The sequence below is a fragment of the Kibdelosporangium philippinense genome, from assembly GCF_021390435.2.
In the GTDB taxonomy this organism is placed as follows: Bacteria; Actinomycetota; Actinomycetes; order Mycobacteriales; family Pseudonocardiaceae; genus Kibdelosporangium; species Kibdelosporangium philippinense.
Map to the genome: position 1 here is coordinate 2,944,883 of NZ_JAJVCN010000001.1, position 13,476 is coordinate 2,958,358.

The 13,476-nt window shown below is 65.1% G+C and carries 12 protein-coding genes; 10 read left to right on the top strand and 2 right to left on the bottom strand.

The window, feature by feature from the left end:
* Positions 1-3: 3 nt before the first annotated feature.
* The 7 genes from LWC34_RS13485 to LWC34_RS13515 all read left to right on the top strand — a co-directional run bounded on the left by LWC34_RS13485 (position 4) and on the right by LWC34_RS13515 (position 6,968).
* Complete coding sequence (locus LWC34_RS13485; protein WP_233725391.1) at positions 4-480, top strand: DUF5682 family protein; 477 nt, start codon at positions 4-6, stop codon at positions 478-480.
* Positions 477-1,580, top strand: a complete 1,104-nt coding sequence (locus tag LWC34_RS13490; protein WP_233725392.1) for a VWA domain-containing protein — start codon at positions 477-479, stop codon at positions 1,578-1,580. Before LWC34_RS13485 ends, LWC34_RS13490 begins: the two co-directional genes overlap by 4 nt.
* A 66-nt stretch (positions 1,581-1,646) precedes the next feature.
* Positions 1,647-3,239: an IS1182 family transposase gene (locus LWC34_RS13495; protein WP_233725393.1), complete on the top strand. Its 1,593-nt coding sequence runs from the start codon at positions 1,647-1,649 to the stop codon at positions 3,237-3,239.
* A 202-nt stretch (positions 3,240-3,441) separates the two neighbouring features.
* The gene (locus tag LWC34_RS13500) at positions 3,442-5,187 is read left to right on the top strand and encodes a YehQ family protein (protein ID WP_233725394.1); all 1,746 of its coding nucleotides are present in this window, start codon (positions 3,442-3,444) and stop codon (positions 5,185-5,187) included.
* An 80-nt stretch (positions 5,188-5,267) separates the two neighbouring features.
* A complete protein-coding gene (locus LWC34_RS13505; RefSeq protein ID WP_233726433.1) occupies positions 5,268-5,579 on the top strand; it encodes a nuclear transport factor 2 family protein in 312 nt (103 codons plus the stop codon).
* Between the two features lies 1 nt (position 5,580).
* Complete coding sequence (locus LWC34_RS13510; protein WP_233725395.1) at positions 5,581-6,120, top strand: hypothetical protein; 540 nt, start codon at positions 5,581-5,583, stop codon at positions 6,118-6,120.
* Positions 6,121-6,194: 74 nt separating this feature from the next.
* Positions 6,195-6,968: a DUF2199 domain-containing protein gene (locus tag LWC34_RS13515; protein ID WP_233725396.1), complete on the top strand. Its 774-nt coding sequence runs from the start codon at positions 6,195-6,197 to the stop codon at positions 6,966-6,968.
* A 294-nt stretch (positions 6,969-7,262) separates the two neighbouring features.
* On the opposite strand, the gene LWC34_RS13520 is transcribed toward LWC34_RS13515, so the two are convergent.
* Positions 7,263-7,823, bottom strand: coding sequence for a DUF742 domain-containing protein (locus tag LWC34_RS13520; RefSeq protein ID WP_233725397.1), 561 nt, complete (start codon positions 7,821-7,823; stop codon positions 7,263-7,265).
* Positions 7,824-7,973: 150 nt separating this feature from the next.
* On the bottom strand, positions 7,974-9,677 hold the full coding sequence (locus LWC34_RS13525) for an Hsp70 family protein (RefSeq protein ID WP_233725398.1): 1,704 nt from the start codon (positions 9,675-9,677) through the stop codon (positions 7,974-7,976).
* A gap of 215 nt (positions 9,678-9,892) precedes the next feature.
* Here LWC34_RS13525 and LWC34_RS13530 point away from each other — a divergent pair, with 215 nt between their 5' ends.
* The 3 genes from LWC34_RS13530 to LWC34_RS13540 are packed head-to-tail and all read left to right on the top strand — an operon-like array spanning position 9,893 to position 13,463.
* Positions 9,893-10,810 carry an IniB N-terminal domain-containing protein gene (locus LWC34_RS13530; protein WP_233725399.1) on the top strand — a complete coding sequence of 306 codons (918 nt, stop codon included), beginning with the start codon at positions 9,893-9,895 and terminating at the stop codon, positions 10,808-10,810.
* Complete coding sequence (locus LWC34_RS13535; protein ID WP_233725400.1) at positions 10,810-12,387, top strand: dynamin family protein; 1,578 nt, start codon at positions 10,810-10,812, stop codon at positions 12,385-12,387. Before LWC34_RS13530 ends, LWC34_RS13535 begins: the two co-directional genes overlap by 1 nt.
* Positions 12,384-13,463, top strand: a complete 1,080-nt coding sequence (locus LWC34_RS13540) for a hypothetical protein (RefSeq protein WP_233725401.1) — start codon at positions 12,384-12,386, stop codon at positions 13,461-13,463. Before LWC34_RS13535 ends, LWC34_RS13540 begins: the two co-directional genes overlap by 4 nt.
* Positions 13,464-13,476: the final 13 nt, after the last annotated feature.

Genomic DNA, 13,476 nt, shown 5'->3' on the forward strand with positions numbered 1-13,476 from the left:
AAGTTGATCAAGGTATCAGCCGTCACCCGACACAGACATATCGCCCCAACCAAGATCAGATGCCCTCTAAGAGGTGCGGCGCTCGGACTTGGCTGGGCGCTGGGTGAACTGCCCGACGTCGAGCGAGCCCTGCGGGGGATGGCCGCGCCGAACACGCTGGGGGACTGGCTGGCTGGGCTGTTCGCGCTGGCCCGTGAAGACGTCCTGCGCAGTGACCACGTCGTCGGCGTGTTGGACGAGTTGGTGCACGCGATGACCGAGTTCGACTTCCTGGTCGCCCTGCCCGCGTTGCGCCTGGCGTTCGCCTACTTCCCGCCCCTGGAACGAGAAGCCATCGCCGAACGTGTCCTCGCGCATCGTGGCAAGTCAGGCTCAGCGCGCTCGTTGCTGCGCCTGGACGTGGACCCGCTCGTGGTCGCCGAAGCGATGGCGCTCGACCAGCGCGTGGACGATCTATTGGTGCGAGAAGGACTGTCATGACCGACATGGAACGCTGGCGGCTGATTCTGGGAGAGCCCGCAGGTGCATGTACCGGCGGGCTGGGTGACAAGGCCGCCCGGCAAGACGCCGCATTGGACTGGTTGTACGGACGCGACGGTGACCTGGCTGAGCGGGATGTGCGAACCGGCGGCACCGGCGACTCCGTCATGCGGACCGTCGACTGGCTTGACGAGGTCCACCAGCTCTTCCCGCGAGAGACGATCGAGCGGCTGGAGCGCGACGCCGTCGAGAAGTACGAGATCGTCGACGTCGTCACCGATCCCGCTGTGCTGCAACGAGTCGAGCCCAACCAGGCGCTGCTGCGGGCGGTCCTGCGGACGAAGCACCTGATGAATCCAACCGTGCTCGCGATGGCCCGGCGGATCGTGGAAGCTGTTGTGCGACAACTGATGGAGAAGCTGGCGACAGAGATCCGCCAGTCGTTCTCCGGTGCCAGGTCCCGGCGCCCGTCGATCCACAAGAACTCACGTAACTTCGACTTCAAGGCCACGATCCGGGCGAACCTGGCGCATTACCGGCCAGACGAGCAGCGGATCGCGATCGAGAAGCCCAAGTTCGTCTCCCGTACCCGCCGCCACGTCGAACAATGGCAGGTGGTCCTGCTCGTGGACCAGTCGGGTTCGATGGCGAACTCGGTGATCCACTCGGCGGTCACGGCCTCGTGCCTGTGGAGCCTGCCAGGGCTGCGGACACACCTGGTCGCGTTCGACACCAACGTCGTGGACCTGACGTCTGACGTGACGGACCCGGTCGAGCTTTTGATGAAGGTGCAGCTCGGCGGCGGCACGGACATCGCACGCGCGGTGAAGTACGGCGCGAGCCTGGTCGACAACCCGCGCCGCGCGATCGTTGCCGTGATCACCGACTTCTACGAGGGCGGCGACCCAGAGAGCCTGGTGCGCACGGTCCGAAGGCTCGTCGAGCAAGGAACGCACGTCTTGGGGCTCGCGGCGCTTGATGAGGAGGCGGCACCGGACTATGACCGCGCGCTTGCGCAGCGCCTGACAAACGTGGGCGCCCATGTAGGCGCGATGACGCCGGGTCAATTGGCCGAGTTCGTCGCGGAGAAGCTGGCATGACTAGGAGGCCGCTGAATAATCGGCGTGTCGCCCCAGGATGTGGGTTTGAGCTGGGAGAATCGTTTCATGCAGGGTGTGGAGCGTGGTGATCGGGAGCTGCTGGACGCGGAGGCGCTGGTCGGTCATCTGGTCCCGGCGGGGAGCATGTTCGCGTTCCTGGCCGGGCATCGCCGGAATCTGTTCCCCGATGGAGAGTTCGAGGATCTGTTCCCCTCGGGCAAGGGACGGCCCTCGATCCCGGCGTCGGTGATGGCCTCCATCCTGGTGTTGCAGACCCTGCATGATCTCTCGGATCGGGAGACCGCTGAGGCGGCCCGGTGTGACCTGCGGTGGAAGGTCGCGACCGGGATGGCATTGGACGACAAGGGATTCGACCCCTCGACGCTGGTGTACTGGCGCAAACGACTGGCCACCTCGGGGCGGCCGCATCGGATCAACGACGCGGTGCGCACGGTCGTCGAGGAGACCGGGATCCTGCGTGGCCGCCGCAAGCGGGCGGTGGATTCCACGATCCTGGCCGACGCGGTCGCCACCCAGGACACCATCACCCAGCTGATCTCGGCGATCCGGCGGGTGGATCGGCAGGTGCCCGGCGCGGCGGAGCAGATCGCGAAGGTGTGTACCGGCCATGACTACAGTCGGCCGGACAAGCCGAGGATCGACTGGGACGACCCGGCCGCCAGGGACGCGCTGGTCTCCGCGCTGGTCAACGATGCGAACGCGCTGGTGGCGGCGCTGGCCGATACCGAACTGGAAGGCGACGCGGAGTTCGCGTTGGCGTTGCTGGCGTTGGTCGCCGGTCAGGATGCCGAGCCCGCCGAGGGCAGTGACGGCACTGATGGGCGGTGGCGGATCGCCCGCAAGGTCGCCCCGGACCGGGTGGTGTCCACAGTGGATCCGGATGCGCGGCATACCCGCAAGTCCCCGGAGAACCGGCGGGACGGGTATCGGGCGCACGTGGCGGCCGAGCCCGAGACCGGGATCGTCACCGACGAGAAGGTGACCACGGCCGCCGGCACGGAGAACTCCGACCCCGCTGTGGCCGAGGAGTTCCTCGACGCCGAGGACGGCAAGCGCGCGTGGTACGGCGATTCCGCCTATGGCACAGGGGATCTACGCGGTGGGATCGACGATGCCGGGCATGAGGCGGTGATCAAGCCCAAGCCGCTGCGGGCTCCGGTCGAGGGCGGATTCACCGTGGACGACTTCACCGTGGACGACTTCACCGTGGACGACTTCACCGTGGACGAGCAAGCGGGCACGGTCACCTGCCCCAACGACATCACCCGCCCGATCAGCCGGACCCGGGTCGCCACCTTTGGCGCTCTCTGTCGTGCCTGCTCACTGCGTGCACAGTGCACCACGTCCAAGACCGGCCGTAAAATCGTTCTGCACCCACGAGATGACCTGCTGCGCCAAGCCCGACGCGACTGGGCGGACAAGCCCGAACTGCGCGAGAGCTACAGGACGTTCCGCCCCAACGTGGAACGGGTCATCTCCCAGATCGCCAGCCGCGGTGGCCGACGTCTCAAACTCCGATATCTAGGCACCGGCAAGAACAACGCCTGGCTCAAACGCCGCACCGCAGCCTTGAACCTCCGCAACCTCATCGGTCGCGGCCTGACCCATACGGCGGGCGCTTGGACCCTGGCTACCTGAGGGAAACCACGGCCCAACCCCCAGTCTTGGGGATTGTGAACCTCGTCGAGCAACCGCCCTGGGCTCCCTGAACGCCCAGCATCGCCCATGAATCAGCAAGGCCCAGGTCCTCGCCTGCCATCACTCGGTGACAACCAACCCGCAAACCACCCTAATTCAGCGGCCTCCTAGACCCGATTTACTCGCCCTTACGCCGGACAGTTTGGCCGCGCTGGCCAACCGTGGACTGGTCAAGCGTGCGATGAAGGACCTCGACGCGGGCACAGGGCCGGCGGTCGAGGTCGCGGACGGCACGGTCCGTGGCACGTTCGCTGACGGCGTCGTGTCCTCGCTGCCGCCAGGTGTGACGCTCGACGCCGCACCGTGCAGCTGCGGCGCGACCAGCGTGTGTAGACACCGTGTAGCGCTTGTCCTGGCGTACCAACGTGACGCACCAGCCGCGGAGGACACCCAGTGGTCGCCGGGTTCGGTCACGGACGAGGAACTGGAAACGCGGTTCGGCAAACGCACCATGCAACAGGCCCTCCGCACATTGCGCGCTGGCTACGCGGCCACGGTACGCAGGCCAGCGACGGTCGAGTTGCCCACGTGCACAGTTCGGTTCCTGGTCCCGGGCGATTTGGGATACGTCCACACCGACGCCTCTGCCAACCACCGAGACGAGTCGATTGTGCTTGCCGTGTGGGCGTTCCGTGGCGCGGAAGGTCTCACGGGCGATGTGAAGCTCGACGTTGGTGGAGGCCAGGTCGAGGCCAGCGACCTGAGCCAGCTGCATGACCTGCTCGCCCAGTTGTTGACTGACGGCGCCGTGCACGCTGGCCCCGTTCTGGATGCGGCGTGGCGCCGGGTCCAGCGGGACCTGACCGCGCAGCACCTGCACTGGCCCGCCGCTGCGGTCGAGGACCTGATCGACCAACTGGATGCGTACCGCAACCGCAGCGCCAGATATCGCGCCGAGCGCTTCGCCGAGCTGATCACCGAACTGCACGCGCGTAGCTGCGGCACGGGCCCGCGCTCGGAGGTGCTCGGCACGGACGAGCCTGCGGAGACGCCTCTGCGTCGCGTGCGCCTGACCGCGTTGGGATGCCGGGCGCACGAGCAGACGGCTGACGTGTACTTCGCGTCGGGCGACATGGTCCTCGTACACCGTGACGCGCCTATGCGGACCGCGACCCGCACGGCCGTGGCCAATGTCGTCTCGGAGTCGGTCTCACGCAGCGCGAGCCGCGTGCTTCGCCTGCGCGCGGGCCGTGTAGGCAAGACGTCCGTCACGCCGGTAGGGACTTCGTGGCAGCAGCTGCCCGAGCCGCTGTTGGTACGCGACCTGGTTGCGTGCGCTGAGTCACTGGGCGCGCTCCCGCCGCGCGTGGTGCGTGCGCGCGTCGCGGCTGAGCTTGTGCGTGTTGTAGAGATCGCGAAGGTCCACAACATTGGCTACGACCCGGCGACGCAACAGCTCGACGCCGTCGTCGCCGACGCAGCGGGTACGACTGCCATGGTTTCGGCGACTTATCGAGGCGTACGCCCGCAGTCCCTCGACGCGCTAGCCAAGGCTCTTGGAGAAGAGCCGACGCACATCAGCGGCACTTTGCGCCGCGTCCGGGGCACGATCGTGATCGACCCGCTGGCCGTCCTGACACCGTCCGGCGTGGTCGTGCCCGATCTCGCCACCGCGGCCTCGGCCCACCTACCCAGTTCGACGTCCACACCAGACCCGATCAGCTCCGCTGTGGACGATGCCATGACGGTCCTCGCCGAGGCCGCCCATCGCGGCCTTCGCGACGTGCCGCCGAGCCTGCGCGCCCGGCTGACCGAGCTCGCCGACGACCTGCACCGCGTCGGCCTGCGTACACCATCTGACCTGGTCAGAACCTTCGTCGACAGTCCGCGACCGGCGAGGTGGCTGGCCGCGTACCTCCGCCTGCTGGTGACCGCGGAGCTTAGGTAAAGCAGCAATTTCACGAAAGACAAAACACCGCCACCAGGATGCGCGGCGGCCCGGATAGGTCCATGCTGTCACGCGTGAGTATGGATCCAGCTGTGCGTGCGGCGATCGACGCCGCGAACAAGAACGACATCACCGAGTTCCTCGCGTGCTTCACCGAGAACGGTGTGGTCGACGACTGGGGCCGCGAGTTCCGTGGCGCCAAGCGGATCACCGAGTGGAGCGACAACGAGTTCATCGGCAAGCAGGTCAGCCTCGACGTGACGGACGTCGAGGAGCGCGACGGCGAAGTCGTGGTGACCGCACAGGTCGGTGGGAACGGCTTCAACGGCCCAAGCCACTTCTCGTTCAGGGTCGACGGGGACAAGGTCTCCAGGATGACCATCCGGGCCTGACGTGCGCCTGCCTCGCTTCCTGCTCGCCGGGATCCTGCTGTACGTGTCGCTGTTCGCGTTGACCGCGCTGTTCACAACCCCGGTCGGTGCCATCGCGGCGATCCTGTTCTGGCCGTTGTGGTATGCGATCGCGACCGTCAACGCGGCCGTGGGTGTGTTCGCCGCTGGTTACAAAGTCAGCGAAGAAGCCACCGTGATGCTGCCGGTGTTCGGCATCCCCGCACTGGTCGCTGGCTTCGGCTGGTTCGCCAGCGCACAGTGGTGGAACGACGGCCCGTTGGTCCATAGTGGACGAACGTTCATCGTTCTCGGCACCGGAATAGTGCTGTGGCTGGCGATCCGGGTGCTGACCGGCCTGCTCACCCCGAAGCCCAGCGGAACCGCGGCGGCCGTGTTCATGCCGCTGTGGCTGCTGTTCTGCATCGGCAATCTCGTGGTGGGGGTTGTCGTTGCTGGCTACTCGGTCGGCGAGGAGATCCCCATCCTCCTGCTCAACTTCGCCGTGCCCGCAGCGGTATCCGTACTGGCCCTGCGCTTCTGAGAAAACCCCTCGTGAGTGGTTAGCCGTGTTCTAACCCTGCTAACCACTCACGAGGTTCTACTAGGGTCTGCGGCATGACTGAGTGGATCTTGGACGAGGAGCTGCCTCGGTGCGGCTGCTGCGGTGATCTGATGGACACGGCCGACCAGATCGACTTCGCCTTCGACATGCCGGACGTTGCCCACGAACCAGATGCCGAGGTGGAGGAGGTGACGTCCCGCCTTGTGCGAGTCCGGGGTGCGGGCGGGTTCGTTCGTTGTGTGATGCCTGTCGCGCTTACAGGAGACGTGCGACTGTGGCTCGGGGTATGGGTGCGCGTCAGTGACACTGATTTCGATTACGTGGTGACCGTGTGGTCCAAAGAGGAGTATCGCGAGCTTGCGGTGCAGGGGACCCTGGCCAATCTGGTGATGCCGTGGGGTTACGAGATACGTGAGGCTCCGCTGACCGCCACCGTGCGCGAGGCCAGCCAGCTTCCGCACGCGGACACCTCCGAACATCCGATGTTGCACCGAGTCCTGACCGAGGTGTGGAATCGTGATGCCGTACTGAGCCGCTTTGCGGATGCTGTGCCGGTGAGTTTCCGTGAACACATCGGCGACCACTGGGCCATCGAACGGTCATCCGGATTGTCCGCGAGGAAGGTCGGCCGGACCGTGGAGTTCAGTAGCCGGTTCCGGACTGTCCTCATTGACCAGTTCAACGACGAGGCTGGTCGGTCGGTTGACGAGTTTCTCAAGGTGATACTTGCCGGAGGGCCGGAGGGCCGGAGGTGCCGGACGAGCAGATGTCTCTGGAGCGCAAGGGTGACGAGCTTCGGCACGCGCGGTGGCTGGAGACCATTGTAGACGGTGATCCGCAGTACGAGGTCCACTGTTTCGTGGTCCGCCCGGGAGCCATGTTGCGAGCGGTGTGCATCCACGAAGCGCCCGCCCATGACAAATGGGCCATGCACGTCTTCAACTCGATGACCTACCGTCCATAACCCACGCCGTGTCCACCGTTCCAGCACACCGTGTCCACCGTTGCGGCACACCGAAATACACACCGGCATGCCGGGCTGGACACTTCATGCTTCTGGAAAGGTCATTTCGGTGTGCCGGAAAGGTGGACACACCCTTCAGGAAAGGTGGACACGACGGTTAGAGGCGGAGCAACCCTTGGTGGACCCTTTCCAATAGGTCCATTGAGGGACGGTTGTCCACTAGTTCCAGTTCGTGTACGTGAATAAGGCCCAGTTCCACCACGTCGGCGATCAGGACCCTGGCCGCGCCCAGCGGGAGTCCAAGGTGGACAGCGAGCTCCGCGGTCGATTGGGGGGTGTGGCAGGCGACGCAGATCGCTCGGTGGTCGGCACGCAGAGTGTTCAGGTCTGTCTGCCATCCGGGTGAATACGACAGCAGGGTCTCAAGTTCGAGTGAGTGCACTGGGCGGGTGCGCCCGCCGGTGCGGGTGTAGGGGCGGACCAGTCTGCGGGGTTCGGCCTCTGCCTCTTCGGCCGGTTCGCTCAGTAGCTCGTCCTCCCACGATGGGATGACCGGCTCCATGTGTGGCTGGGTCGGCGGCTGGTCTTGAGCTGCTTTTTCTTTGCGCACTGGGACTTTCTCCACCGACGAACGTAGTTGGAAGTCATGATCGGCCCAGGTTTGGTAGTCGCCCCAGCCTCCGAAGAACAATCCACTGAGCTGACCGTCGTCGCCCATGGCGGACTCTCACCACCCGCGTTCGTCGAACGAAGGGTGTGAGTTTAGGTTGGTTTCAGATTGTGACGCAATGGTTCATCTGGCTTTTCGTTTGACTAGACCAGTTGGTTAGTTTGTCACGTACCACGGTAGCAGTGGATCTTCGGTTCGTCATGGCGAAGATGGCGGCGGTGTGTCGCTCGGCGGGTCGGCTGACGAAGCCGGTGGGGGCGGATTCTCCTGCGTGGGCGGCATTTCCTCAGCCGGTGGCGGTGGATCGCTCGCAGGCGGGTCACCCGTCGGTGGGTCACTGGCTGGGGGCGGCACGCTCGCGGGTGGTTCGCTGCCCGGTGGCGGTGGTTCACCCTGCGACGGCAGTTGGTTTTCTGCGGATGCCGGTTGATCGGACGCCGGAGCATCGGACGAAGGCCCTGCCCCGGAGACGGCATCGCCGCGGGCTTCCGCACCGGGATTTCCGGTGGCACCTGGTTGTTTCGCGTCTGGTGCCGATTCGGGATCGTCCGAATCCGCAGCGCCGCCGGGTCGATCCTGCGGATTGCGTTTCTTGGTGGTTCCCGGTTGCTGGGTCGGCTTCCCGGCCTGTGTGCCAGGCTGACCGGCGTGCGCGGGCGCCGTACCGTCCTTTGTGGTCGTTTCGGTGTCGGACGTGAAGGGCGACGGGATCACGGCCAGCGCCAGCGCCAGCATGGCGAACGTGCCAAGGACCAGCTTCGTCCGGCGCAGGCGGGTGCGGGGCCTCTTCAACTCCGGCGGGTCGAGGTCGTGGTCCGGCCGTCGCGGTGACGGGATCAGTCTGTCCTCATCGGACAGCAGTGACCGATGTGCGGCGAGTGCGGCGCCCATCGCGACGACGCCCTTCGGGTCTGCGTCCACGGCGACTGGGCGGCCGAGCTTGGCTGAGATCAACCGTCCGGCCAGTGGGATCCGGGACGACCCGCCCACCAGCAACACCGAGTCCACGTCGGCGTTACACAGGCCAGCCGACGCGATGGCCCGACCAAGTGCTTGGACGGTGTCGGCAAGAACCGGCTCGATCAACCCCTCGAACTGTGACCGAGCCAGCCGGACCTGCGTGCCAATGCCCGGCAACAGCACCGGGATAGCGGCTTCGGTGTCGACCGACAGTGCCTCTTTGGCTTCGGTGCACTCACGACGCAACCGAGCCATCGCGACCGAATCGGTCAGCCCGGAATCCGGCACCGAAGCAAGCACATGCTCGACAATTGCGTCGTCGAAGTCGACGCCGCCGAGGCGGTCAAGTCCTTCCGGTGTGCCCAGTAGTTCGAAATCTCCGGACTTCGTCTTGTGGACGACGGCGGCATCGAACGTGCCACCGCCGAGGTCGTAGACCGCGATCGTGGTCCCGGGATCGACGCGCTCGGCAGAGGCGTACTGCATGGCGGCGGCCTGCGGCTCGGTCAGCAAAACGACGTCTTCGTCCAGCACGCTGCGAAGTAGTTCCGCGCGGTGCGGGCCCCAGGACGCGGGGTGGGTCACCGCGATCGCGTCCGGTGGTTCGCCCTCACGTTCGATGACTCGGTCGATGACCCAGCGCACCAGGCACGCCAGCAGTTCGTGCGCCTCGTGCGGTGTTTCGCCCACCACGATGGGAATCTCGTCGCCGACACGCCGTTTGAACTCGCGGACAACGGATTCGGGATCGGTCAGTGCCCGTCTCTCCGCGACCTCGCCGACCAGCGTCATGTCGTCCGCCATGAACAGTACGGACGGTACGCTGCTCGATCTTGTGCCGAGCTGAACGAGTTCGGTGTGGACTGTCCTATCTGGAGATTCACGGCAGATCGCGGCGGCGGTGAACGTGGTGCCGAGGTCGATCCCGAGTCGATACGGCATGCCAATCCCTCCTCAGAGACGAGGCGTCGATGGGATCGCACTCGCGGCGCGAGTGCTAGCGGGTTCGGTGAGATAGCGGGGGATTCCCCTAAACCCCCAATCCGGCCATGAGGGATCGGGGTGCGGGCGAACCGGTGATCGTCCCCGATGAACAACCGCGGGCCCGCTGCCTACCGTTGTGGCTCTCCCCGGTCCCCACGACATTGGAGCCGAACATGAAAAGCTTGCTCGAGTTCATTCTGTCGCTGCTGCGTGACCCTGGGTTCCAGGCCGAGTTCCGCAGCGATCCCGCTGGTACGTTGGAAAAACACGGGTTCGAAGGACTGTGCGGCCAGGATGTCGCGGACGTCCTGCCGCTCGTGATCGACAACAGTCGTGTCTCGCTTGACCGGTCCTACGAGACCGGCAACAACAACGTCATGGTCGTACCGCCTCCGCCGTCGCCGCATCCGATGCCTGGTGAGCACGGCATGCACTCTGTGGTGAAGCAGTTCGACTACATCACGAACACGTATGTCTACAACGACAGCCACAACACCGTGCTGGACAACTCCGTGAACCAGAACATCTGGGCGCACGGCCATGTGTACCAGTGGTTCGACAACGATCCAGTTGTAGCGTCCGGAGATGGCGCTGTCGCCGCGGGCGACGACGTCGACGACGTGAACACCGGCGACATCGACACCGACCATGGCAGCGCGGTCGCGGTTGGCGGTAACGCCACTGGGTCCAACGACGACTTTTCCACCGACGCGAACGTCCACAATTTCGGGTCGGGCGAGGTCGGGGTTGCCAGCAACGGCAGCACTGTGAGCCAGAACGACTCGTCGGACTCGCACGACGACATCAACTCGCACAACGATTCCCACGACGACATCAATTCCCACAACGACATCGACTCGCATGACGACATCGCCTCCCACAACGATGTCGACTCGCACGATGACATCGGCTCCTACAACGACGTCAACTCCAACAACGATTCGCACGACGACGTCGGTTCGTTCAACGATGTCGACTCGCATGACGACATCAACTCGAACAACGACAACAACGATCTCAATTCCAACAACGACATCAACTCCAACAATGACATTGCGTCGAACAATGACGCGCTGATCATCATCCCGTGATGTTCCTGGCGGGGGAGGAAGCCATGCCGACCGTCATCGAAGTGATCGACACCGCGATCACGGCGGCTGACGCCTACCACCGCGAAGACCTCGTCGCCCGGCTCCGCCAGAGCCGGGCGCGGGTACTGTCGCAGGAAGTGCAGGTGCTCGTCGTTGGCGAGTTCAACCAGGGCAAGAGCTACCTGGTCAACGCGTTGGTCGGTACCCCGGTCTGCCCGGTCGCCGACGACATCAGTCCGGCGGTCACCACAACTGTCCGATTCGCCTCAGAACCGGAGGCCTTCCTGGTCACGGGCGATTCACGCGAGCCTATCGAGCACGTGGCCGATATTCGTTCCGGCACTGTCGAAGTAAGACTGCCAAGGAGCGTTCTGGACGGCGGGCTGACCCTTGTGGACAGTCCTGGCCCTGAACCCTGTGACGCCATCTTGATCGTGTCCGACTCGTCCAGTGAGTACACCGACACCGAGCTGGACCTGATCAAGCAAGCGCAGCTGCTTGCGCCCGTGGTGATCTGTGTACTGTCCAAGATGGATCTTTATCCGGCCTGGCGTGACGTGGCCGAGCTGAACCGGGCCAAGATCGATCCGCCGCTCGTGCCGGTGTCCGCTGAGCTGAGGATGCACGCGATGGCCACGGGCGACGCACAGCTCAACGAGGAATCGGGTTTTCCCGAGCTGCTGCGGGTGTTGCGAGACGCGCTGGCCCGGCGGTCGGCCGTGTACGACGTCCTTGCGGCGACCGACGACCTGATCTCGATGATGACCGACGAGCTGGAGTCGTTGCGGTCCGACACTTTCGATCCTCGATCGATCCGGTGGCAGCAGACGTTGAACGACGGGATCACGGACCTCATCGCCGACATCGACCACGACCTGCGTGACCGGCTCAGGGACGTGCTGCGGGTCGCCGAGGCCGAGCTGGACGCGGTCGACCCGGCCAAAGTCGGCGACGAGTTCGCGGAGTGGTTGCAGCAGAAGGAACTCGAATGCACCTCCGCGACCTTCGCGTGGATGATGACCCGCGCCCGTTGGCTGGCTGGACATGTGGCCGAGCAGTTCGGTGATGGCCGTGTCCTTCCCGAAATCCGCGAGGCGCCGGAGCTGACGGATGCTGTCAGTGAGTACGCGCAGGGTGAACCGGAAAAGTTCGGGCTCGGCCAGAAGCTGATCGTGGGCATGCGCGGCGGTTACGGTGGCACGCTGATGATCGGCATGGCGAGCACGATCGTCGGCGTCGCGATGATCAACCCGCTGTCCATAGGCGCGGGACTCCTGTTGGGTGGCAAGACTGTGCAGGAGGAACGTAAGAGGCTGTTGCAGCGTCGGCAGGCTGATGCGAAGGCAGCGCTGCGCAAGCATGTTGACGACGTGATCTTTCAGGCAGGCAAGCAAAGCCGTGACCGTCTGCGGGAGATCCAGCGGACCTTGCGTGACCACTTCGCCGCTCATGCCGAGCAGATGCATCGGTCCATGGTGGACGCTGCCGCGGACCGCAAGACCCGGATGCGGGACCTGAACGCCGAGCTCGCGCGGGTGCGCGAGTTGGCGCGGGCGGCACGGGAGGTGGCGGCGTGAACCTGGAACATCGGGTACGCGACCTGTTGCGGCGGGTCCGTGACGCTTATCCAGGTGCTGCCATCGACCGGCGGCTGGCCAGGATGAACGAGCCGATCCATGTCGCCGTCGTCGGGACGCAGGGAAAGTCCACTTTGGTCAAGGCGCTCGCGGACCAGCCGTTCCGCGTCGGACTGGACGAGGACGCCGACGCGGTGATCTACCTGATGGCCCACACACCGGATGTGCGGCCGTTGACCGAGTACCAGGACCAGAGCGTGATCGGAGTCCTGGCGCGCGCGGACGAGATCGGCGGTGGCAGGCTCGACGCGTTGACCTCCGCCCGCCAGGTCGCACGCCGGTATGCCGCCGATCCCCGGCTGCGAGGCGTGTGCCAGACCGTTGTCCCGGTCGCGGGCCTTCTCGCCCACACGGCCAAGACGCTTCGGCAGGACGAGGTGGATGTGTTCATCGATCTCGTGTCGCGCCCGCGCGCTGAGATTGATTCACATCTGTTGTCATCCGATCGAGTGAAGACGATTGCAGCCGGGTTGCTCGACCGGTTCGGCCTTTTCGGCATCCGATTGGGCGTCACGCTGGTAAGACAGGGATTTTCCACGCGGGACAAACTGGCCGTGGAACTGATCAGGCGAAGTGGCCTCGGCGAGCTGTGCCAGCAGCTGGACACACATTTCTGCGAACGTTCTCAGTTGCTGAAGTCCCGCTCGACGCTGATCTTCATCAACGCTTTCCTGCGACAAAGACCGAATCCGGGTCTGCGGGCCGATGTGGAGCGGCTGATGGCGAGCGCGCACGAGTTCGTCGAGGTCAGGCTGTTGGACGCGGTCCGGGCCGGGCAGATTGGGATGCCGGATGATGTGGCTGCCGAGGCCGAGCGGCTCCTTGGCGGCGATGGGGCGGCAATCGGATCACGATTGGGTCTGCGCGGCGATCCGGTGCGACAGCGGGAGATCGCGCTGCGAACTCTCGGCAAGTGGCGTGTGCGGGCCGAAAATCCCGTGGCCGGGCGGCAATTCGTGGATGCCGCCCGGGTGATTGTCCGAACGTGTGAAGGCATGGTGGCGCGCCTGTCCTGATTACGATCGAGCA

Bases quoted from the DNA above. Each gene is read 5' to 3' on its own strand.
- LWC34_RS13520 (WP_233725397.1), bottom strand. From the start codon at position 7,823: ATGGGCGACGACGGTCAGCTCAGTGGATTGTTCTTCGGAGGCTGGGGC.
- LWC34_RS13490 (WP_233725392.1), top strand. From the start codon at position 477: ATGACCGACATGGAACGCTGGCGGCTGATTCTGGGAGAGCCCGCAGGT.
- LWC34_RS13530 (WP_233725399.1), top strand. From the start codon at position 9,893: ATGAAAAGCTTGCTCGAGTTCATTCTGTCGCTGCTGCGTGACCCTGGG.
- LWC34_RS13495 (WP_233725393.1), top strand. From the start codon at position 1,647: ATGCAGGGTGTGGAGCGTGGTGATCGGGAGCTGCTGGACGCGGAGGCG.
- LWC34_RS13515 (WP_233725396.1), top strand. From the start codon at position 6,195: ATGACTGAGTGGATCTTGGACGAGGAGCTGCCTCGGTGCGGCTGCTGC.
- LWC34_RS13525 (WP_233725398.1), bottom strand. From the start codon at position 9,677: ATGCCGTATCGACTCGGGATCGACCTCGGCACCACGTTCACCGCCGCC.
- LWC34_RS13505 (WP_233726433.1), top strand. From the start codon at position 5,268: ATGGATCCAGCTGTGCGTGCGGCGATCGACGCCGCGAACAAGAACGAC.
- LWC34_RS13535 (WP_233725400.1), top strand. From the start codon at position 10,810: ATGTTCCTGGCGGGGGAGGAAGCCATGCCGACCGTCATCGAAGTGATC.